The organism is uncultured Ilumatobacter sp. (assembly GCF_963980585.1).
Lineage (GTDB): Bacteria > Actinomycetota > Acidimicrobiia > Acidimicrobiales > Ilumatobacteraceae > Ilumatobacter_A.
On record NZ_CAXCAM010000001.1, the window covers coordinates 81226 to 102999 of the forward strand.

Annotated in this window: 21 protein-coding genes and 1 riboswitch; of the genes, 17 read left to right on the forward strand and 4 right to left on the reverse strand. The window is 64.1% G+C overall.

Annotated elements, in window-relative coordinates; all coding sequences use genetic code 11:
• Nucleotides 1-31: 31 nt before the first annotated feature.
• A complete protein-coding gene (locus tag ACH2DW_RS00390) occupies nucleotides 32-1252 on the reverse strand; it encodes a cytochrome P450 (RefSeq protein WP_394927721.1) in 1221 nt (406 codons plus the stop codon).
• Nucleotides 1253-1369: 117 nt separating this feature from the next.
• Here ACH2DW_RS00390 and ACH2DW_RS00395 point away from each other — a divergent pair, with 117 nt between their 5' ends.
• Together ACH2DW_RS00395 and ACH2DW_RS00400 are read left to right on the forward strand one after the other, a co-directional pair.
• On the forward strand, nucleotides 1370-3406 hold the full coding sequence (locus ACH2DW_RS00395; RefSeq protein WP_394927722.1) for a RecQ family ATP-dependent DNA helicase: 2037 nt from the start codon (nucleotides 1370-1372) through the stop codon (nucleotides 3404-3406).
• Nucleotides 3407-3419: 13 nt separating this feature from the next.
• Complete coding sequence (locus ACH2DW_RS00400; protein ID WP_394927723.1) at nucleotides 3420-4346, forward strand: DNA-processing protein DprA; 927 nt, start codon at nucleotides 3420-3422, stop codon at nucleotides 4344-4346.
• Between the two features lie 26 nt (nucleotides 4347-4372).
• Here ACH2DW_RS00400 and ACH2DW_RS00405 read toward each other — a convergent pair whose 3' ends face one another.
• The 3 genes from ACH2DW_RS00405 to ACH2DW_RS00415 are packed head-to-tail and all read right to left on the reverse strand — an operon-like array spanning nucleotide 4373 to nucleotide 6672.
• Nucleotides 4373-5287 carry a DMT family transporter gene (locus ACH2DW_RS00405; RefSeq protein ID WP_394927724.1) on the reverse strand — a complete coding sequence of 305 codons (915 nt, stop codon included), beginning with the start codon at nucleotides 5285-5287 and terminating at the stop codon, nucleotides 4373-4375.
• Between the two features lie 40 nt (nucleotides 5288-5327).
• A complete protein-coding gene (locus tag ACH2DW_RS00410) occupies nucleotides 5328-6194 on the reverse strand; it encodes an LLM class F420-dependent oxidoreductase (protein WP_394927725.1) in 867 nt (288 codons plus the stop codon).
• 58 nt (nucleotides 6195-6252) lie between these two features.
• On the reverse strand, nucleotides 6253-6672 hold the full coding sequence (locus tag ACH2DW_RS00415; RefSeq protein WP_394927726.1) for a multiprotein-bridging factor 1 family protein: 420 nt from the start codon (nucleotides 6670-6672) through the stop codon (nucleotides 6253-6255).
• Between the two features lie 194 nt (nucleotides 6673-6866).
• Here ACH2DW_RS00415 and ACH2DW_RS00420 point away from each other — a divergent pair, with 194 nt between their 5' ends.
• The 15 genes from ACH2DW_RS00420 (at nucleotide 6867) to ACH2DW_RS00490 (ending at nucleotide 21689) form a co-directional block, all read left to right on the forward strand.
• Nucleotides 6867-7280 carry a hypothetical protein gene (locus ACH2DW_RS00420; protein ID WP_394927727.1) on the forward strand — a complete coding sequence of 138 codons (414 nt, stop codon included), beginning with the start codon at nucleotides 6867-6869 and terminating at the stop codon, nucleotides 7278-7280.
• A 43-nt stretch (nucleotides 7281-7323) separates the two neighbouring features.
• Nucleotides 7324-8061: a sulfite exporter TauE/SafE family protein gene (locus ACH2DW_RS00425; protein ID WP_394927728.1), complete on the forward strand. Its 738-nt coding sequence runs from the start codon at nucleotides 7324-7326 to the stop codon at nucleotides 8059-8061.
• A gap of 11 nt (nucleotides 8062-8072) precedes the next feature.
• A riboswitch (TPP riboswitch) is annotated at nucleotides 8073-8185 on the forward strand.
• Nucleotides 8172-8870 (forward strand): thiamine diphosphokinase, encoded by a 699-nt coding sequence (locus tag ACH2DW_RS00430; RefSeq protein WP_394927729.1) that lies wholly within the window; start codon nucleotides 8172-8174, stop codon nucleotides 8868-8870. (Overlaps the previous riboswitch by 14 nt.)
• Nucleotides 8867-9931 (forward strand): thiamine ABC transporter substrate binding subunit, encoded by a 1065-nt coding sequence (locus tag ACH2DW_RS00435; protein WP_394927730.1) that lies wholly within the window; start codon nucleotides 8867-8869, stop codon nucleotides 9929-9931. Before ACH2DW_RS00430 ends, ACH2DW_RS00435 begins: the two co-directional genes overlap by 4 nt.
• 9 nt (nucleotides 9932-9940) lie before the next feature.
• The gene (locus ACH2DW_RS00440; RefSeq protein WP_394927731.1) at nucleotides 9941-11557 is read left to right on the forward strand and encodes an ABC transporter permease; all 1617 of its coding nucleotides are present in this window, start codon (nucleotides 9941-9943) and stop codon (nucleotides 11555-11557) included.
• A gap of 6 nt (nucleotides 11558-11563) precedes the next feature.
• Nucleotides 11564-12202: an ABC transporter ATP-binding protein gene (locus ACH2DW_RS00445; protein ID WP_394927732.1), complete on the forward strand. Its 639-nt coding sequence runs from the start codon at nucleotides 11564-11566 to the stop codon at nucleotides 12200-12202.
• The gene (locus tag ACH2DW_RS00450; RefSeq protein WP_394927733.1) at nucleotides 12195-12677 is read left to right on the forward strand and encodes a GNAT family N-acetyltransferase; all 483 of its coding nucleotides are present in this window, start codon (nucleotides 12195-12197) and stop codon (nucleotides 12675-12677) included. Before ACH2DW_RS00445 ends, ACH2DW_RS00450 begins: the two co-directional genes overlap by 8 nt.
• A gap of 39 nt (nucleotides 12678-12716) precedes the next feature.
• Nucleotides 12717-12995, forward strand: a complete 279-nt coding sequence (locus tag ACH2DW_RS00455) for a hypothetical protein (protein WP_394927734.1) — start codon at nucleotides 12717-12719, stop codon at nucleotides 12993-12995.
• Entirely contained in the window at nucleotides 12992-14662 is a 1671-nt protein-coding gene (locus ACH2DW_RS00460) for a hypothetical protein (RefSeq protein WP_394927735.1), read from the forward strand. The genes ACH2DW_RS00455 and ACH2DW_RS00460 overlap by 4 nt, the downstream gene beginning before the upstream one ends.
• A 68-nt stretch (nucleotides 14663-14730) precedes the next feature.
• Nucleotides 14731-15771, forward strand: a complete 1041-nt coding sequence (gnd, locus tag ACH2DW_RS00465; protein WP_394927736.1) for a phosphogluconate dehydrogenase (NAD(+)-dependent, decarboxylating) — start codon at nucleotides 14731-14733, stop codon at nucleotides 15769-15771.
• Nucleotides 15768-17213, forward strand: coding sequence for a glucose-6-phosphate dehydrogenase (zwf, locus tag ACH2DW_RS00470; RefSeq protein ID WP_394927737.1), 1446 nt, complete (start codon nucleotides 15768-15770; stop codon nucleotides 17211-17213). The genes gnd and zwf overlap by 4 nt, the downstream gene beginning before the upstream one ends.
• Nucleotides 17214-17278: 65 nt before the next feature.
• Nucleotides 17279-18169, forward strand: a complete 891-nt coding sequence (locus tag ACH2DW_RS00475; RefSeq protein ID WP_394927738.1) for an EamA family transporter — start codon at nucleotides 17279-17281, stop codon at nucleotides 18167-18169.
• A gap of 96 nt (nucleotides 18170-18265) precedes the next feature.
• Complete coding sequence (locus tag ACH2DW_RS00480; protein WP_394927739.1) at nucleotides 18266-18757, forward strand: septum formation initiator family protein; 492 nt, start codon at nucleotides 18266-18268, stop codon at nucleotides 18755-18757.
• Between the two features lie 57 nt (nucleotides 18758-18814).
• Complete coding sequence (locus ACH2DW_RS00485) at nucleotides 18815-21106, forward strand: xanthine dehydrogenase family protein molybdopterin-binding subunit (protein WP_394927740.1); 2292 nt, start codon at nucleotides 18815-18817, stop codon at nucleotides 21104-21106.
• Nucleotides 21107-21122: 16 nt separating this feature from the next.
• Nucleotides 21123-21689, forward strand: a complete 567-nt coding sequence (locus ACH2DW_RS00490) for an HD domain-containing protein (protein ID WP_394927741.1) — start codon at nucleotides 21123-21125, stop codon at nucleotides 21687-21689.
• The last annotated feature ends 85 nt before the right edge of the window (nucleotides 21690-21774 follow it).

Below are 21774 nucleotides of genomic sequence, written 5' to 3' on the forward strand. Positions count from 1 at the left end.
CCGGCAGCGTGCGTCAGGTGCAGTCAGCAGGTCAGAGGGTGACGGGCAGATATTCGAGACCACGCAAGTTGATGCGACCGTTCCACTCGACGTCCCCTGACACTGCAGCGTCGGGGAAGCGCCGTAAGAACGTGCCGATCGCAATCGATGCTTCGAGCTTCGCCAGCGACGCACCCAGGCAATAGTGGGCACCGCTGCCAAATGACAGGTGCTGACCGGCACCATCGCGGCGCACATCAAGTTCTTCCGCGGTGGGGCCCCACTTCTTCGGGTCGTGATTGGACGACGCCAATCCGGCAAGGACGAACATGCCCTTGGGGATGGTCGTGCCCTGGAAGTCGATGTCGTCGAGGGTGATACGACGCGAGAACTGCACCGGGCTGACGAATCGCAGCATCTCGTCGACCGCTGTTGCGTCGAGTTCAGGATCGCCACGCCAGATTGCGGCCTGCTCAGGATGACGGAGCAGTTCATAGATGCCGGTGCCAATGAGGTTCACGGTGGTTTCGTGGCCGGCGATGAACAGCAGGTTGACCTGATCGCGCAGCTCGGCCGGCGTCAGGCGGTCACCGCCTTCCTCAGCAGCGATCAATGCAGTGAGCAGGTCGTCGCCTGGGTTTTCGCGCTTCCAGCGAATCACCTCGTCGATGTGTGCGTTCATCGCATCGGAGGCGGCCCTGATCTCGGCGTACGAATCGAGGGCCAACATTGGATCGAGCGACTTGACGATGGTCCCCGACCAGGCGGCAATCTGGTCCTTGTCGCTCTCGGGCATCCCCAACATCTCCGAGATCACATCGAACGGCAACGGGAATGCCAGCTGCTTGACGATGTCACCGGTGCCCGCAGCTGCCAGCTCGTTGAGCGCGGCGTCGACCAGTTCCTGAATGCGGGGCCGCAGTGCTTGGATCGCCGCCGGAGTGAACGCCTTGCTCACCAAGCGGCGAAGCCGGGTGTGATCGGGCGGATCGGTGTTGAGCATCGATGAATCTTGTTCGAGTTCCCCTCCTGCCGCTTCGAGGATCTCGGCATATCGCTCCTCGTCACGGACTTCGATCTTGGCGTCCATGACACTCATCGATGGGTCTCGCAGCAGGCGAAAGACGTCGTCGTGATCGAACAGCACCCACACATCCATCATCGACAAGTGGACGGGTTGACCATCTCGCATCTCCGCGAAGTGCGGATACGGATTCTCCATGTATCCCGCCTCGAGCGGGTTGAACATCGGAGTCTCAGTGAGTGGCGTCATATGACGACCCTAAACGAGTCCTGAGCGGTTTTTACATAGCTGCCATTGCGTACGCCACGCCGTCTCGACCACGACAATTTGCGAACTCTGTGGCTGCGGCAGTGCAGGATGGGACACATGCACGACCCGATGCTTGAGGCGCTCCGCTCGCTGACCGGCCGACCCGACGCCGACTTCCGCCCCGATCAGCGGGCCGCGATCGAGGCGCTTGTCGAACGACGCGATCGGGTGCTGGTGGTACAGCGGACGGGCTGGGGCAAGAGTGCGGTCTATTTCCTCGCCACCCACCTGCTTCGGCAGCAGCAGTTCGGACCCACCTTGCTGATCTCACCGTTGCTCGCGCTGATGCGCAACCAGATTGATGCCGCCGAGCGCCTCGGATTGCGCTGCATGACGGTGAACTCGTCCTCGGCAACCACGGTCGACGAGCTCAGCGCCCGACTCGAAGCAGATGACGTCGACCTCGTGCTGGTCTCGCCGGAACGTCTTGCGAACCCGGACTTCGCCGGCAAGGCGATGCCGATCCTCGGTCGCCGTCCGGGCCTCGTGGTCATCGATGAAGTGCACTGCATCTCCGACTGGGGCCATGACTTCCGGCCCGATTACCGCCGCATCGGCCGACTGATCGCGAACTTCGGCGACGGCAACGTGCCGGTCCTCGGCTGCACTGCCACCGCAAACAGTCGAGTCGTCGAAGACGTCGCCCAACAGCTCGGCGCGTCAATCACCACGTATCGCGGCCAGCTTGGCCGCGATGGCCTCGCACTCAGCGCTGTGCGCCTCCCGCGTCAAGCCGAGCGACTTGCTTGGCTCGCAGAGCACCTCGCTGAGCTCCCCGGCTCCGGGATCATCTACTGCCTCACGATCCGCGACGTCGAGAACGTAACGAGCTGGCTCAGGCGACAAGGCCACGACGTGGCGGGTTACACCGGCGCCACGATCAGCGACGACCGCGAGGAAATGGAGCGCCGGCTGCAGGCCAACGACCTCAAGGCGTTGGTCGCCACGTCGGCACTCGGGATGGGGTACGACAAGCCAGACCTCGGCTTCGTCGTGCATTTCCAGATGCCCGGTTCGCCAGTCGCGTACTACCAACAAGTTGGACGGGCAGGCCGTGCGCTTGAGCACAGCCAGGCGCTGCTGCTCTGCGGCAAAGAGGACGTCAACATCCAGGACTACTTCATCGACGCAGCCTTCCCCGACCCCCAAGACGTCGATGCGGTGCTCGCCATCCTCGACGAAGCAGCGGGCCCGGTGTCTCTTCGCGACATCGCGACGAATGTCGACGTGAAGTGGACACAAATCGAGCTCGTCCTGAAACAGCTCGACGTCGAAGGTGTTGTGCGCCGCGTGAAGGGCCAGTCCTACGAACGAACGCTCACACCCTGGATCTATCCCCACGAACGCGTTGCCGGCGTCACCGACGCTCGCCGATGGGAACAGCAGTTGATGTTCGACTACGCCGACACCTCGGGTTGCCGTATGCGTTTCCTCACCGACCTGCTCGACGATGACATGGCAGGCGGCTGCGGCATCTGCGACAACTGTCGTGGCGAGATGCTGCAGCCAAGTACCTCCTCGACGCTGATCGCCGACGCCGAGGCCTTCTTGCGCAACCGTCCGCTGATGATCGAGCCGCGCAAGCAGAGCATCCCCATCAGCGAGCGCAACCAGCAGGGTCGGACCCTGGCGCACTGGGGCGACAGCGGCTGGGGGCCGATGGTGCAGCAAGGTCGACGCGATGGGCACTTCGCCGACGAGTTAGTCGACGCGATGGCCGAGATGATCACCGAGTGGGCGCCGTCCCCGGCGCCCGAGTGGGTGGCAGCTGTGCCGTCAGATCGGACCACGTCGCTGGTCCCGGGCTTCGCCGCGCGTGTCGCTGCCCGGCTCGGGCTCGTCTTTGTTCCACTGCTTGAGCGCGCCGCGGAGCGCCCGCCGCAGGTTGAGATGCAGAACAGTCCCCATCAGTCGGCAAATGTGGTCGGCGCCTTCACGCTCGGCGAACCGCCGATGCCCGGCCCAGTGCTCTTGATCGACGATCTCGTCGACTCCGGTTGGACACTCACCGAAACAGGGCGGCTGCTGTCTCGCAGCGGCAGCGGTCCGGTCTACCCTCTGGTCCTGGCGATCAGCACCGGCCGCCGCACCTGATCAATCCGCTCCGATGACTGCTTCCAACGCCGAACAGACCGATACCGCTCGTGCGGCGTTACTCCTGAGCAACCGGCTCACGCGTCTCGACGTTGCGCCACTCAAGGCACGGGAGTTCTGGTCGCTGGTCGATCGAACCGATGGGCTCGGCATCGACCTCGGCAAGCTGCTCAGCGAACCATCGCTGTGCGACTCAGTCGCTACCGACGATGTTCCGGCTGACCGGCTCCGCTCGCTGCTCGACGCCATGCGGGCATTCGCGTTCGAAGTCGAGCGCCTCGACGAGGCAGGTGTGCACTTACTCGCCGCGCTCGACACCAGGTTCCCACCGATGCTGCGCGACCGCATGGGCCACGGTTGTCCGCCGCATCTGTTCGCGGCGGGTGCCGTCGATGGGCTTGGGTTGCCTGCTCTCTCGATCGTCGGTCACGCTGATGGCGGCGACTGGGCACATGACGTGGCGCGGCGCGCCGTTGCTGCCGCGGTCGTTGCCGGTTGGTCGATCGCCACTCCCGACTCCAGCGATGCCTCGGATCTCGCTGCAACGACCATTGACGAGGCGCTGGCGTGCGACGCGGCCCTGGTCGCCCTCGCTGCGGCGGGCATCAACCAGGTCGCGCGCGAGCCCGCCCTTCGCAGGCTGGTCCAGAGCAATGCGATGTGTCTTGCGAGCCCGTTTGCACCCGACGCATCGGCAAGCGGAGCGACGGTTCGAGCACGAAACTCGATGTTGCACGCACTCGGCTCGTTGACGCTCGTCGTGTCGTGCGCGGATGGCACGGGCCCGACGTGGGCAGCCGCCCGTGAGGCAGTCGAACGCGAGCCTGGGTCAGTCGTCACCGTGGTCGATGCCCAGGCGCCAGCGGGAAATATGGCACTGGCCGACTTGGGTGCTCAACGGCTTGACACCATCGACGACCTGCACGGGTTGCTGGTCTGAGCCGAGACAGCATCGGGGTCAGACCATCAGGGCTTCGATGCCGCCATCTTCGCCCGAGCGTTGGCGGTGACGAGCAGGTAGACGCCGGCGACGACGAGTACGCCGCCGACCAGCTCGGCCGTTCCGAGCCGCTCGTCGCGTATCAACCATCCGAAGAACACTCCTGAGATCGGGATGAGGTATGCGGTTGCGGCAGCCTGTGTTGCCGCAGCACGCTTCACGATCGTGGCCATCAGCGCGAACGTGACCGCGTTCGCGGGAATGGCGGCATAGGCCAGCGGCACGAAGAGCCCCATCGACCAGTCGGTGTCATCGACCCCTTCGACGATCAAGGCAATTGGGATCAGCACCGCCGCCGACATCGGCAGTTGCACCGCAACGATCATCACCGGCGAGACGTCACTGAAGTCCCGCCACTGCATAAACACCGTTCCGAACGCCCAGGCCAGCGCTGACACCGCAAGTGCAACAATGCCGACCGCAGTGGTCTCTCCACTGAGTGACGGCCAGGCGAGAACCGCCGTCCCAAAGAACCCCACGACCAAACCAAGCCCTCCAAGGCGCGTCGGTCGCGTCCCCATCAACAGCAGTACCAGCAGCGCCGTGAACAACGGCATCGTGCTGCTGAGCAGCGACGCCACCCCGGCTGACACACGACTCACACCGAAGACAAGCAGACCACTCGAGATCGTCGTGATGGCCAAGCTGACGACGAAAATCTTGCCGAGCATCGCTCGGTCGGTCGGGATCCGTTCGCCACGAACCAACGTGACGAAACCCAGCAGGAATGTCCCGCCCACAACCGTGCGCAAGCCAGCGAGGAGGAGCGGCGTCGTGTGGTCGAGCGCAAATTTCAGGGCCGTAAAGTTCGCACCGATCAGCAGTGCGACGAGGACGACCAACGCAAGCGTGACCCGCGGGTTGGGTGTTGGTGCGGTCAACGACTGCCTCCTTTCTCGCAACACATGACCGCCCCGAGGATCAGGCAGCCATGACCTTCGAAGCGAAGCCAGCCATTTTGTCCGCGGCCTCACCGGGAGCACCGATGAACATGAAGGCGGGGATCACGAGTCGATGGATCCCCCACGCCGCGGCTTCCTCGACGGCTGCAGCCGGGTCCTCGCCAAAGATGCCGGGGTGCACACCGGTCATGTCGAGCGCCTCGGGGTCACGGCCAGAGTCGGCAGCAGCCTGTCGAGCAATGTCCATCAGCTCGGCCATGTTGCCCTTCGCAGGGAAGAAGCCATCCCCCATTCGGCCGGCACGCTTGGCCGCAGCCTCGCTGTGACCTCCGATGTGAATCGGGACCGAGCCGTTTGGCGGCTTGGGATTCGATGACAGATTCTCGAAGTTGATGAACTCACCGTCGTAGGAGGCCCCATCGGTCTTCCAGAGTTCGCGCATGACGTCCGCGTACTCCTCGGTACGACGAGTGCGGCCTTCCCACGGAATGTCGAGCGCCTCGAACTCTTCACGCAACCATCCGATGCCGATGCCGAGCATCAGACGTCCACCCGACATCGAGTCGAGAGTCGCGACTTCCTTGGCGTACATCACCGGGTGCCGCTCGGGGAGGAGCGAGATGCCCGTCGCCAGCTTCAGCGTCGTCGTGTGGGCAGCGGCGTAGGCCAGCCAGATCAGCGGGTCCGGAATCGGACTGTCGCCCGAGCCAGGCATCTTGCCATTCGGCGCATAGGGATACGTCGACTCGTACCCCTCGGGGTAGACGATGTGCTCGACGGTCCAGAGGGATTCAAATCCCGCGCCCTCAGCCGCTTTCGCGAGCTCGATCGCGCCAGCACCCGAGGTGAACGTCATGGTGTTGGCAAAGGCAATTCCGAACTTCATCCTCGCATCTTGCTCGACAATGTCGTCGCCACGTGCATCGGCACGACTCAACTTCAGGTCAGCCAGCGGCGAGAGCGCTGTCGAGACGCGCGAGCAACACATCGACCTCGTTGAGACCGTCGGTCAGCTGTGCGTGCACTCTCCCGAGCGCCACTCTGATGTCATCGAGGTCGTCGGGAGCGATCGGTTGGTCACCGTGCCCGATGATCAGCCACGAGAGGCTGACTCCCAGGATGCCGGCCAACGCTGTCAACCGATTGCTGCGCGGCGACGCGACGCCGCGCTCCCATTTCTCCATTGTCGACACCTTGACGCCCAACTGGTTCGCGATGTCGGTCTGTGTGCGGCCCGCTGCGGTCCGAGCGTCAGCGATTCGCGCTCCGAGGTCGCTCGCGGAGTCTTCGATTCCTCGAGGCTGTGCTTCGGGATCGCCATCGAGGAAGCGATGGAGCGAGTTGGTTGTGTGCTGATCAGTCATTCGTACGTCCAGTTGGTGCGGGCTGTCGACCATACGCAGCGATCCACACGCTGACAACAGAGAACGGACCTGGACCGCCAGCCCGCCTCCTCGTGTTTGGTGTCATCATCGGCGCTCAGCCTGTCGGTACGCCCGATCATCTCTGTGACCGTGCGCGTTCATGATGTCCTTCAGATCAATCGAAGGAGATCGACATGTTGGTGCTGGTGGCAACAAACGAACTGCAAGGAACCGTCGACGGTGACTATGCGTGCACCGTCGAGGGCGAATTGGTGACGCCAGTCGTTGCGGAGTGCGCATCACCCGCTCGATGCGGTTGCAACATGGGCTTTCCCGGCCTCGCGAGCTCACGGGCCGTCACCACCGCCCAGGTGGTCGACCTCCCCCACATTTCCGAAGAGCAGATGCGCGAGGTCGTCGAGGATTCGCTCGAGCGTGACGGCTGGTTTGATCTCGCTGGCGAAGCCTGCCAGCGCGAGCTCGTCGACGAGCACCTCGAGTGCATTGCGGCCGTCTGTGCAGCATTTCCCATCGGGACCGTCGTCGGTCGAAATGGCACTGAGGTGTTCAGTCGTTCACCTGGCCTGCCCGATCTCCGGGCGGCGTGAGTCGCAGTCACGAGTTGTCCGGCCTGGCTGACACACTGCCTCCGTGGACGGCTACCAACTGACGATCGTGCTCGTTGCAGTGGTGATCGGCTCCGTGTCGAAGGCGGTGACGGGCATGGGACTTCCTGTCATCGTCATTCCCGTCGCAGCGCTGTTCGTCGACATCGAAGACGCCGTCGTGATCATCGCGCTCCCCAACCTGCTGGCGAACGGCGTGCTCGCCATTCGGGAACGGGCCCATTTGCCCGACACTCGCAATCTGGGCGCGCTCGCCATCAGTGGTGTCATCGGCGCCGTGTTCGGCACGCTGCTGTTCGTCAACGTGCCGGACGAACCAATCGTGGTCGCGTTGATCGTCGCCATCGCCGTCTACATCACGATGTTCTTTCTCAAACCCGACCTGCGGACGTCGATGGAGCAGTCGCATCGTTGGTCGCCAGCCGTTGGTGCCCTCGCCGGGACGTTCCAAGGGGCGATCGGAATCAGCGGACCCATCGTCGGGTCCTGGATTCACAGCTTTCGACTCTCGCGCGGCGCACACATTTTGTCCGTCACGACGTTGTTCTTCTTCTCGGGGTTCGCGCAGTTCGGCGTCCTTGCGGCCAACGGCGAACTGTCGGGTCGAGTCGTTGCCACGCTGCTCGCGTGCATCCCCGTCTTGGCCACGATCCCAGTTGGCACCCGGCTACGCGATCGGGTCTCAGGCCGCGGCTTCGATCTCGCCATCATCGCGATGCTCGCAATGTCGTCGATTGCGCTGTGTGTTCGGACGTTCCTTTAGCTACTGTTGGGAGGACACAAACGGGGAGCTCACGGATCGGTGGGCTGAGAGGGTGACACGCTGTCATCGACCCGAGAACCTGATCCGGGTAATGCCGGCGGAGGAATCGAGTGCACGAACACATCGTTGTCATCAGTGGGTCGGCACCGCTCGCACCCCATGTCATCAACACACTCCCTGACGAGGCCATCATCCTGGCCGTCGACGGCGGACTTGACCATGCGCTTGCTGCCGGACTCGCGCCGTCGAGTCTGATCGGAGACCTCGACTCGGTGAGCCCTGCTGGACTGGCATGGGCTGAAGCGAACGCGACGATTTCGCGCCACTCGGCGGACAAGGACCAGACCGACACTGAACTGGCGCTCGCCTCTGCAGCCGAGATGCATCCCGCACGGATCACGCTCGTCGGCGGGGGGAATCGCCTTGATCACAGCATCACAGCGATTGGCGCCCTCGGACATCGCGGGCTGATGCCGATTCCACGAGTCGACGGATGGTGGAACGGCGAACATCTTGACGTGCTCCACGGCCCCGGCGAACTCCAGCTCACCCTCCCCCCTGTCTCGACGTTGTCGCTCGTTGCGCTCCATGGTCCCTGCGCGGGTGTCTCGGTCAGCGGCACGAGGTGGGCACTCGACAGTGTCGACCTTGCCCCGCTGGTCGGCTGGGGTGTGAGCAACGAGGTCGGCTCAGGTGGCGTCGTTTCCATTCACATCTCCGCCGGCGTCCTGACGATCTTCAACGCCCCGACTCCAACTCCTCCAACTCCCCCCGCCGAACCCCCGTACCCAACGGAGAACCACTCATGACCATGAAAACGCCAGCGTGTGCCATCTTCGCCGTGGGGTTGCTTGCAACCGCCTGTTCCAGCGATGACGCCCCGACGGCTGAACCCGCCGCGATCACGTTGGTCACGTATGACTCATTTCCAGATGCCGAGACGTCGATGAACGAGGCACTCGAAGCGTTCAGCACCGAGACGGGCATCGCCGTCGAGATTCTCGTCGCCGGCGATACCGGCACGATGCTGTCCAAGGCGGCGCTCACCGTCGGCAATCCGGAGGGAGACGTGATGTGGGGAATCGACAACACCTTCCTGTCGCGGGCACTGAACGAGGGCATCTTCGAACCTGCAGCGACGCCGGTCGGAGCCAAGCTCCCTGCCGCGTTCACCCAACTCTCGCCTGATGGACTGGCCGTACCTGTCGACTTCGGCGATGTGTGCATCAACTACGACCTGGCCTGGTTCGCGGACGCCGGCATCGAACCGCCGACGTCGCTGACCGATTTGATCGACCCGACGTACTCCGACCTGCTCGCCGTGCAGAATCCGGCGACGTCTTCCCCTGGCCTCGCCTTCCTGCTCGCCACCATCGACGAGTTCGGTGACGACGGCTGGCAGGGCTATTGGACTGCGCTGCGCGAGAACGGCGTGCAGGTACTCGATGGCTGGACGGAGTCGTACTACGGCAGCTTCACCGGCGCAGGAGGCAGCGATCGACCCCTCGTTGTCTCGTACGGATCGAGCCCGCCGGCCGAAGTGATCTTCGCCGAGCCCGCTCGCAATGACGCACCTACCGCCGTGGTCGAGTCGACATGTTTCCGTCAGATCGAGTTCGCTGGCGTGCTCGCTGGCACAGAACATCCTGACGAAGCCGCACAACTGCTCGACTTCCTGGTTGGAGACACGTTCCAAGCCGAGCTCGCTCTCAACCTGTTCGTGTACCCGAGCAACCCGGCAGTCGAGCTCCCCCAGGAGTTCATCGACTTCGCTGTTGTCCCCGAATCGTCCCGTTCGGTCGAGTCCGAGCGCATCGACGCGAACCGCAGCGACTGGATCGACACCTGGACCAGCCTCGTGCTGGGCTGATCGCAATCCATGACCGTGCTGCCGCGTCGGGTGATCGCGGCCCTGGCCATTCCGCCAGCGGTCGGGTTGGCCGTGTTCTATGTCTGGCCCTTGCTGGCCTTGTTGTCGCGAGCCATCGATGCTGGCGCGGTCCGCGCGACCCTGGGACGGTCGGCCACGTGGGAAGTTGCGTGGTTCACGCTGTGGCAGGCAGTCATCTCGACGCTGATCACCATCGTTGTCGGCCTCGCTCCGGCGTACATCGTGGCCCGATTCGACTTTCGCGGCCGGCAACTCTTGCTCGGATTGCTCACGGCGCTCTTCGTCCTGCCCACCGTGGTCATGGGAGCTGCATTCCTGGCGCTCCTTCCCGATGGCATCAATCGGAGTGTTACGGCGGTCATCGCTGCCCACGTCGTGTTCAACCTCGCCGTCGTTGTGCGCACCGTTGGCCCGTTCTGGGAGCAACTGCCCACGGACATGGAAGGAGCCGCCGCGTCCCTGGGCGCGTCGCCCTGGCGCGTGTTCACCATGATCACGCTGCCGCTGATCCGACCAGCGCTCGTCGCTGCTGCGTCGATCGTGTTCGTCTTTACGTTTACCTCGTTCGGAGTGGTACGAGTGATCGGAGCCGCCGGAACCCGCACGCTTGAAGTCGAGGTGTGGCGACAGGCAATCCAGCTGGGCGATATCGGAACCGCAGCGGTGTTGTCCGTCCTCCAACTGGTGGTGCTCGCCGCGGTGATGGTGTGGGCGTCACGGGCCCAGCGACGTCATTCCCGACCGCTCGGCCTGGAACCGAATGCCCGGCGAATTCCGCGGCGTGGGAGTGAGCGGCGTCGAGTTGCACTGATCGGCATCACGTCGTTCGCTGTGTGCGGGGCACCCTTGGTCGCACTCGCTGCCCAGTCGTTCTCAACGCCGTCGGGTTGGTCGACCGCGGCGTGGACACAGCTCGGTCGCACCGAGGTGCGGCCCGGCATCCGTCTCGGGATCGACCCGCTCGATGCCGTGCGCAATTCGGTGGAGAACGCGCTGTGGGCGACGCTGTTCGCGGTCGTCATTGGCGCACTCGCCAGCTTGGCGATCGCCGCAGCTCGCAATGCCGGCCGCATTCTCGACGTGGGAATGATGCTTCCGGTCGGCACATCTGCGGTCACGATCGGATTCGGCATGTTGATCACGTTCGATCAGGCGCCCTATGACTGGCGCGCTGAATGGTGGCTCGTCCCGGTCGGCCATGCGCTCGTCGCTGTGCCGTTTGTCGTTCGCACGACCGTCGGCGTGCTGCGATCAGTCGACCCTGAATTACGTGCTGCCGCAGCAACACTTGGAGCCTCCCCGACACGTGCCTGGCGAGCCGTGGTGGTGCCGTTCCTGTGGCGCCCGCTGAAGGTCAGTGCCGCACTGGCTGCTGCGATCTCGTTGGGCGAGTTCGGTGCCACCAGTTTCCTGTCGAGGTCAGGCGGCGAGACCGTACCGATCGCCATCGAACAACTGCTCGGGCGAACTGGTTCACTGCTCCAAGCCCAAGGATATGCGCTGGCCACAATCTTGGCGACCGTGACCATCGCCCTCGTCGTTGTGGTCGACCGCAGCCATGAACTGCGCACCCTCGTACGCCCCACCGCCAATCGACCAGACTGAGTGGTGATGGCTCATCTCTCCGTTGACAACGTCGACCTCTCATTCGACAAGGTGCCGGTCCTGACCCGGGCCACGATGGCCGTCGATCAGGGCGAGGTGGTGGCCGTGCTCGGCCCATCAGGGAGCGGCAAGAGCACCCTTCTGCGGGTCATCGCTGGGGTCGCGGCGCCCGACGCCGGAACCGTGACCCTCAGCGGCCACGACATCACCCATGTGCCCACTCACCAGCGCGGTGTCGGCATGGTCTTTCAGGACAATCAGTTGTTCCCCCACCTGACCGTGGGCGAGAACGTCGCGTTCGGACTCAAGATGGCCGGAACACCTTCAGTCGTTCGCCGCTCGACTGCAGACGACTGGCTCGCACGCGTCGGTCTTGCCGGGTTTGGCTCGCGCGACGTCAGCGCACTGTCGGGCGGCGAGGCGAAGCGAGTTGCGCTGGCGCGGACACTTGCGGTCGAACCCAGCGTCGTGCTCCTCGATGAACCCTTGACCGGGCTCGATCGCGAACTCCACGACCGGCTCGCCCACGACGTCGCAGCTCTTCTCGCCGATCTGGCAATCACCGCAATCCTCGTCACCCACGATCCCGATGAAGCGGCGACCATCGCCGTCCGCTCGCTCCACATGGATGACATCAATGGATGACGCGACCCTGATCGAACTGTCAGCTCAGGAGACTCACGATCTTCGTCGACGTGTACTCCGAGCCGGCACACCTTCGACGGTCGTCGAATGGCAGGGCGACGACCTCGACACCACCGCCCACCTCGGCGTGTTGGAAACGAAGACGGTCGTCGCAATCTCGACGTGGCTGACATCGCCATCACCGGATCTCGATCGACACCATGCCGGCATCCAATTACGCGGCATGGCGACCGACCCGGCCGCACGGGGGCACGGCTACGGCTCACTGCTCCTCCTCGCCGGTATTGACCGGGCTCGCAGGTCAGGTGCAGACCACGTCTGGGCCAATGCTCGGACTGCAGTACTCGACTTCTACGTCGCCCACGGATTCGAGGTCAGAGGCGGCGAATTCGAAAACGTTGAAACAGCGATCCCCCATCGGCGCATTCTGCTGTGTCTTCCACCGGCAGCCGACACCAACCCACTGGAGGGATGACGGCGCTCGAACGACGGTGCGCCCAACACGGGAGGCGCCATGTCACATCACTCTGCGCACGCGTTGCGGCAACGCGCGCGCCACCTCCGCCAGCTGGCCACCGAGATCGAACGCTCACCCGTGCTGTCACTCCATCTGCATGCTGGCGAAGCGACCTGGCGGGGCACCCATCCGCAGTTCTGCCTCAACCTTCTGCGGACACGGCAGGCACGGCTCCGCAACGACGTCGATGATCTGCGATGGCATGCCGATCTGCTCGAGCAGCGCGCCGCCGAAGCGGAACACCTCGCGGTGCTCCACGCAGGTCACGTGCGTTGACGGTCCCCGTCGGCTATCGCCTTGACCGCATCGAGGCACTCGATTGGCAGACGCGTCACACCATCGCTGACCTCCGCCGTCTGCGGGCCAGCGACCCCGCGGCGGCCAGCGCGATGCAGTCGATCTTTTCCACCGTGCGGGCCCTCGAGGACCACTGGATGCCCCTCATCGCTGCCATCCGAGCGACTGACATTATGGTCACTTGGACTCGTTCGGCGCTCGATACATCCGAATGGCGCACCTGCTCTGTGCGCTCGGACCGTTTCGTTCTGATGAGCGACGATGAGCTCATCGTCGAGCTCTTCGCGTTTGAGCAGCGCTGGGCAGCTACCACCGGCTGGTACGACGAGGCCGACGTTGGATACGGCGAACTCGTCACGTATGCCCCACTGATGCACGCGGTCGAGGCGCGAGTGGCCGACAACGCAGACTTCCGAGCGACGCTCCTCGCCACGGCAGGCGACACCGACGCACTGCTGCTCTTCCTGGCTCGTGGAGTGTTCCCGACTGGCCTGGTCGCCAAAGTCGCACGGGCTGTCGTCGGCCGGCCCGACATCGTGGGCCCAGCGGGCCTGCGCCGAGCGGTGCTCACTGATGCACTGCTTCGGCGCGTTGCCGACGATCCAGATGCTTCGCTCGACATGCTTCTCGATGTCGACGTGGCGCGCCAGATCCTTGCGTTCGACAACGGTCTCGACATCTGGGTCAATCGACCGGCGACACCCGGAGTTGCCGCACTCGTCCACGCCGGGTTAACGGAACCCCATCGCCGTTCCGACGGGTTCACGGCGTTCAGCTGGTTCATTGAGCAGGCCAACAATGCACCCATCGACCGCAGTGGGTTCGCACCCGGTGTCGCGAGCGGACTGGCGGTTGCCATGCAGCACTACGTCCCCATGTTCATCCACTCGATCGACGGCTCCGACAGCGAGGAACTGTTGACCAAATCGGGCATCCACGCCGATCGGAACGGAGATGGGGTCGACGACGCGCTCGCCAGCTACGAAGCAATGACCGACCTCTTCGGCGCACTGCTGCACAATGCTGAGGCTGTCTCGCTGCTCGGCATCTTGCTGGCTGCCACTGCCGACGACGTCGCCGCCGAACGCGCGACCTTGTCCGAGGCGTCGCATCTCGCCGGCCTCTTGCGCGACGCTGGGCACAACGAGGACCTGGAGGCTGCTCTCGTTGCCGCAGCACGCACTGCGCGGCAAGGTCAGATCATCGGCGTCCTGGCGTCGGCGACCAAGGTGGCGACCGGTGTCGGTGGAGCCGCCAGGGCAGTGTTCGACGTCTCGACCAAGTACGTCGCCGATCTGCTGAATGCGACGGACGGCAGTGGCGAACGAGCGGACGCAACATTCGACCCGGGGTCGGTCACGCGCCATCTGGTCCAGATGGCGTTGATCCGACGGCTGGCGAAAGACAGCAGCCATCGCCGAAACCGCGGGATTACCTCGCCAGCCGACGCGTGGAGCGACGTGTCCAGACGGCTCGACGAACTCGACCGACTCACCGTCAGCGGTGCGCACTCCACTGAACTGCAAACCGCGCGACAACGCATCTTCAACCGCGTCCGTCAGCTGGGTGGCGGTTCGGTCATCGACTCACTCGACGAGCACGGCACACTCGCCGGCCTTCCCAACCGCGACGTGCGGGGCGACTGAGCTGAACAGGCTGTGAAGTCGGGGACAACATGGTTCCGTTCGGCATCTTCCGTGGCAACCTGTCGACCATGAGCGACACGAACAACGAGCAACTCGGCATGGTCGGGTTGGGCCGAATGGGTGCCAACATGGTGCGCCGATTGATGGGCGACGGACACCACTGTGTCGTCTACGACCTCAACGAGGCACCGATTGCCGAACTTGAAGGCGAGGGCGCGGTCGGTGCCCGGTCGCTCCAGGAACTCGTCGATGGTCTTGAGACCCCGCGCAAGATCTGGATCATGGTGCCTGCAGCCTTCGTCGGTGACACGCTCGAACAGTTGATGCCACTGCTCGACGCCGACGACACCGTGATCGACGGCGGCAACTCCTGGTATCGGCTCGACGTCGACCGTGAGAAGCAGTACTCCGCGCTGGGTATCCACTACGTGGACGTCGGGACCAGCGGTGGCGTGCATGGTCTCGAACGCGGCTACTGCCTGATGATCGGCGGTGATGACACCGCTGTCGCCCGATTGGAACCGATCTTCAATTCACTTGCGCCTGGTCTCGGCAGCATCGACCGCACACCTGGACGCACGGGCGACCCCGCACCCGAAGAGCGCGGCTGGCTGCACTGCGGTCCGTGCGGCGCGGGCCACTTCGTCAAGATGGTCCACAACGGCATTGAGTACGGGATGATGGCCGCGTACGGCGAAGGGCTCAACGTGCTCGCCAACGCCAACATCGGCAGCGAAGATCACGCACAAGACGCCGAGACCGCTCCGCTCGACGCGGCCGAGTACTACCAGTACGACATCGACCTGGCGAAGGTCACTGAGGTCTGGCGGCGCGGTTCGGTCGTGACCTCCTGGCTGCTCGACCTCACCGCCGAGGCATACGCACGCGACCCGCAACTCGACGGGTACAGCGGCCACGTCAGCGATTCCGGCGAAGGCCGGTGGACCATCAATGCCGCCATCGACGAGGGCGTCCCGGTGCCGGTCCTGTCAGCGTCGCTGTTCCAAAGATTCTCGTCGCGAGGCCGCGACAGCATGGCCAACAAGGTGCTCTCAGCAATGCGGGCCGGATTCGGCGGGCACAAAGAACAGCAGGACTCAAGCCGATGACCGACACACCCGGATTCACACACGTCGACACCGCACAGATCAACGCGAATCAACCGACCGCCGATGCGCTGGTGCTCTTCGGAGCCACCGGCGATCTCGCAAAGCGCAAGCTCTTCCCCTCGCTGTATCGACTGGAGGCATCGGGCAGTCTGAATGTGCCCGTCATCGGCGTTGCGCGGAGCAACTGGAGCGACAGCGACTTCCGGTCCCATGCCCGCGATTCGATCGAGCAGCACATCGACAACCCTGTCCCGGGCGTGATCGACTCGCTGTGCGCACGCCTCGACCTCGTCCAGGGCGACTACGCCGATGAGTCCACATGGAACGATCTGACCTCAACCCTGGACAAGCACGATTCGTGTGTCGCCGTCTATTACATGGCAATTCCGCCGTCGTTGTTTCCGATGGTTGCTGAGAAGCTGGCATCAGTCGACCTGCATCATCGCGGGCGCATCGTCGTCGAAAAACCGTTCGGCCGCGACTACGACTCGGCCGTCGAACTCAACGCGACGCTGCACTCGATCTTTCCCGAAGACCGAATCTTCCGCATCGACCACTACCTGGGCAAAGAGGCCGTCGAAGATCTCCTCGTGTTCCGCTTCGCCAACACGCTGCTCGAGCCGATCTGGAACCGGCACTACGTGCGCAGCGTGCAGGTCACGATGTCGGAAGAGATCGACATCGAGGGGCGGGGCGCGTTCTACGACTCGGTGGGCGCGATCCGCGACGTCCTCCAGAACCACCTGCTGCAGGTCATCGCTCTCCTGGCGATGGAACCGCCGGCGGGTGCCGACGCGGGCTTCCTCCAGGATGAAAAGGCCAAGGTCATCGCGGCGATGAGACCCATGGACACCTCCGCGATGGTCCGGGGCCAATACGTCGGCTACCGCGACGAGCCCGGCGTCGCCGAGGGATCCGAGGTTGAGACATTCATCGCTGCGCGCCTCGAGATCGACTCGTGGCGTTGGGCAGGCGTGCCCTGGTATGTCCGCGTCGGCAAAGCACTCGAACAGTCCGCCACTGAAGCAGTCATCGAATTGCACTCGCCGCCTCGGATGCTCTTCGACGAGTCCGGCGGCCCGCCGCCCGGTCGCAATCTGATTCGGCTCCGGCTCGGCAAGCGTGACGGCGTCACCTTTGCGCTCCAAGCCAAGACGCCCGGACCGGACATGGACAGCGAAGAAATCGATGTCGACGTCGACTTTGCAGCTGCGCTCGGCGAGCGACAGGACGCCTACGAGCGATTGATCGGCGATGCACTGCACGGATCGCTGCGCCGTTTCGCCCGACAGGACGTCGTCGAGGGCACGTGGCGCGTCGTGCAACCGGCCCTGGATGACGGCGGCCCGATCCAGCCGTATTTCCGCGGCTCGTGGGGCCCGACCGAAGCCGGCTCCATCCTCGTCAACAACGACACCTGGTACCCCGTCTCGCCTGCCTGACTCCCGCCGGATGGACGAGCAGGGTCGACATGTCGGTACTCTCATGACATCAGGTGAGAAATGAGATGTGGATCCCGATCACCTTGGCGGCCGCCACGTTCCAAATCTTGCGCACGTCACGCCAGCACCGGTTGCGATCGATCCTGTCAGTCAATGCTGCCGGTTTCGTTCGCTATGCCTACGGCTTCCCGTTGGCGATGCTCGCGACGGTCGTCACGTTCGGCGCCTTCCGCGCCGACTTTCCGACAATTCCCGCACGATTCTGGCTGATCATCGCTGGCGGAGGCATCGCCCAGATCATCGGCACGATTGCGCTGCTCCGATCATTCGACTTGCGCGATTTCGCGATCGGCACGGTTTATTCGAAGACTGAGATCGTCATCGTGGCGGTGGCCTCGGCAGTACTTCTTGGCGAGTCGCTCCGACCTGCCGGATGGATCGCTGCCTTCGTGTGCATGGTGGGCGTGGCCTGGCTGGCAGCACGAGGTGACCTCCGCTCCGCCTTGCACAGTTCGCTCGATCCCGCCGCGTGGATGGGTATTGCTGCCGCCGCTGGGTTCGCGCTCGCCGCGATCGGCATTCGCGCTGCGTCGACGTCGCTGGGCGACGCCACAGCATGGAGCAGGGCCATCCTCACACTCACGGTGATGCTCGGCATCCAGACCGTGCTCAACGGGGCACAGCTCGCGGTGATCGACAAGCCCGCGATGGTGGCTGTCGCACACCATTGGCGCGCCGCACTCCCTGTGGGCATCCTCAGCATCTGCGGATCAACCGGCTGGGCGGTCGCCGTCACGCTCACCTCCGCAACCAAGGTGCGGACGTTCGGGCAGGTCGAACTCCTGATGGCGTTTGCGATTTCTGCGCTGTGGCTGCACGAACGTCACAAACCCAAGGAGTACGCCGCGAGCGCGTTGGTGCTGATCGGCGTGGTCGGCGTCGTTGCGCTGGGCTGACAGCCTCGCCGGCACGCGATGGATGCTGAGGTTCATGTCGAGGTTGAATGTTGCCTCTGCCACGGAATCCGCACCGGGAACTGCCAGAATGCGCTCGTGAGCCGATCGAAGACCACATCGATCAAACGTCCGGTCCTGCCCTCTTCCAAGGAAGGGTCATCGCGCCTGGGCGACATCACTCGATCGATTCCGGTTGACAAACGTCTCTCGCGCCGACCCAAGGTCGCGCTCTTCGCTGGCATCGCTGCGCTCGCCGTCATCGGCACGATGGCCGCTGCCGTCTTCGTCTTGCCGATCAGCACGTGGCGCGAACAAGACGACGATCTCGAGCAGCGCCAGACGCAGCTCGATGCACTTGTCAGTGTCAACGGCCAGCTCGCAGCCGAGGTCGATCGCCTGCAAACCGACGACGGCATCCGCGAGGCTGCCCGCGAGGAAATCGGCTACATGCAGACCGGCGAGCAGCGCCGCTCGGTACTCCCCACACCACCGCTCCCCGCTGATCTCCCCGACGGCTGGCCCTACAACGTGGTCACCGAGATCTTTGCTGCGCGCACGGCTGGGCCCGCACCCGCCGTCACCGACTAGGTTCAGTGCATTAGGACATCCACATCGGAGGTCCGCAATCCACGACAGGGGTATCACGTGGCTGGTGGCAGCATTCTTGGTAATCGCGTTCAGCGCAAAGAAGATCCGAAGTTCCTCACAGCGGGCGGTGAATACGCCGACGACCTGAAGGACCCTCGCCTCGACGGAGCCGCCCAGGTGGTGTACGTCCGCTCAGCGGTTGCGCACGGCACGATCGAGGCAATCGACATCGCCGGCGCACTCGACATGCCCGGCGTCATTGCGGTGCACACCGCCGAATCACTCGGCCTCGAGCCGATCGCGTCGCCCTTCAACCCTGCCGCAGCACGCACACTGCTTGCCAGCGACAAAGTGCGGTACGTGGGCGAGCCAGTCGCCGCCGTCGTGGCCGAGACCTGGCAGCAAGCCGCCGACGCAGCCGAGATGGTGTTCGTCGACGTCGAGTTCCTGCCGACGCACATCGACCTCGAAGCCGCGCTCGCTTCGGACTCGTTGATCTACGAAGCCGCTGGAAGCAACGCCGTCTTCGACACGACGGCGCTCGGCATGCCCGAGAACACCGATGCGGACGAGTACTTCGCCGATTGCGAGGTCACGGTCACCGGCCGTTTCATGAACCAGCGGGTTGCACCGTGCCCACTCGAAGTTCGTGCCTCTGCTGCCATGTGGGACGAGGGTCGTCTCGTCCAGTGGATCTCGAGCCAGGGTGCACAGGGCGCCAAGGCCGCCTTCATCGCAGCCAACGGCGGAGATGCCGATGCCGTTCACCTGATCACCCCTGACGTCGGTGGCGGCTTCGGCGCGAAGATCGACTCCTATCCCGAAGAACTTCTCCTCGGGCCCATCGCCAAGCTGCTCGGCCGACCAGTGCGCTGGCGTGAAACACGCAGCGAGTCGATGATGAATCTCGGCCACGGTCGCGGTCAACTGCAGTACATCACGATCGGCGGCACCCGAGAGGGCAAAGTCACCCACTACCAACTCCGTGCGATTCAAGACGCAGGCGCCTTCGTTGGTATGGGCACGATCCTCGCGCCGTTCTTCACCCGACCCATGGCGTCTGGCGTGTACGACATCCCCAACATCGAATGCCGCACCACGTCGGTCGTCACGAACACCACACCGACCACCGCATACCGCGGCGCTGGTCGCCCTGAGGCAACAGCGGCGATCGAGCGAGCGATGGACATGTTCGCCCTCGAGATCGGCAAAGATCCAGCCGAGGTTCGCCGCATGAACCTGATCGCAAAGTTCATGGAGCCGCACACCACCTCCATTGGACAGACCTACGACGTCGGCGACTTCGAAGGGGCCCTCGACAAGGCCCTCGACACCGCCGGGTACGCGGATCTGCGGGCAGAACAGCAGGCCCGCCGCGAGTCAGGCGATGCCAAGCAACTCGGTATCGGCGTCAGCGTGTACGTCGAGATCACGGGCGGTGTTGATCCCAAGCAGGAGGCAGCCAAGCTCGAAGTTCACGACGACGGAACCGCCACGGTCTACACGGGCACCTCTCCCCACGGTCAGGGCCACGAAACGGTGTGGGCGATGCTCGCCCACGACGAAACCGGGATCCCGATGGACAAGATCACCCTCGTCTGGGGCGACACCGACCTCGTCCCCAGCGGTGGCGGCACCATGGGCTCGCGTTCGCTGCAACAGGGCGGTGCGGCCGTCCACCAGGGCGCCATCGAACTGGTCGAGAAGGCCCAGGAACTCGCGGCCCAACTCCTCGAGGCCGACGTCGCAGACATCGTGCTCGACAAAGACAACGGCGCATTCCACGTCGCGGGAACGCCAGCGGTGGCAAAGAGCTGGGCTGAGCTCGCTGTCGCATCGAGACAACAGGGCAACGAGCTCACCATCGACACGCTGTTCGTCGCAGACATGGCAACGTTCCCATTCGGGGCGCACATCGCTGTTGTCGAAGTCGACACCGACACTGGACAGGTCAAGCACCTCCGCCAGGTGGCCTGCGACGATGCCGGTCGTGTCATCAACCCGCTGCTGCTCGACGGCCAGATCCATGGCGGCATCGCTCAAGGCACGGCACAGGCACTCCTCGAAGAGGTCCGCTACGACGAAGACGGCAACCCGATCACCTCCAACCTCGCCGACTACGGCATGATCAGCTCAGCTGAGCTGCCGAGCTTCGAAGTCGTCCACATGGAGACACCGACCTTCGTGAACCCGCTGGGCGCAAAGGGCATCGGCGAGTCAGGCACCATCGGCTCGACACCCGCAGTCCAGTCCGCGGTCGTCGACGCCGTCAGCCATCTCGGCGTCAAGCACATCGACATGCCCGCCACTGCCGAGCGCGTGTGGCAAGCCATTCAGGCCGCCCACTGAGAGCCAGGAGCACACCATGACCGACACACATCAACGCGCCTCGTTCACATCGTTCGAGGAATCAACCGCAGAGGATTGGGCGATCATCGCCCCGCAGCTCAGCGTGACGCAGAGCATGGTCGCTGACCGTGTCATCGACTTGATGCGCGCGCTCGAGTTCGACCACGGCGGGTTTCCCGTCAACCGTCTTGAGCACAGCCTGCAGACAGCGACACGTGCCGAGAAGGACGGACAGGACGACGAGTACGTGCTGTGTGCGCTGATTCACGACATCGGCGACACGCTGAGCCCGTACGCCCACCCCGACATCGCGGCGGGCATCGTCAAGCCGTTCGTGTCCGAGGCCAATCACTTCATGGTCAAGCACCACGGTGAATTCCAGGGCTACTACTTCTGGCACTACCTCGGCATGGACAAAGAGGCTCGCGAGGTACACCGCGACAACCCGTTCTTCGATCACACCGAAGAGTTTTGCGCGAAGTACGACCAGAAGGCATTCGACGCCGACTACGTCAGCAACCCGCTCGAGCATTACGAGCCGCTGATCCGTGAGATCTTGCGCGGCGCCGACTCTGCCAGCTGATCTGGCTGCGGGCACTGCATAGACTTGACCCGCCGATTCGCCCGGCGACGACTCGGGCCTGGAGAGACAACGGGTGCGACGGCGT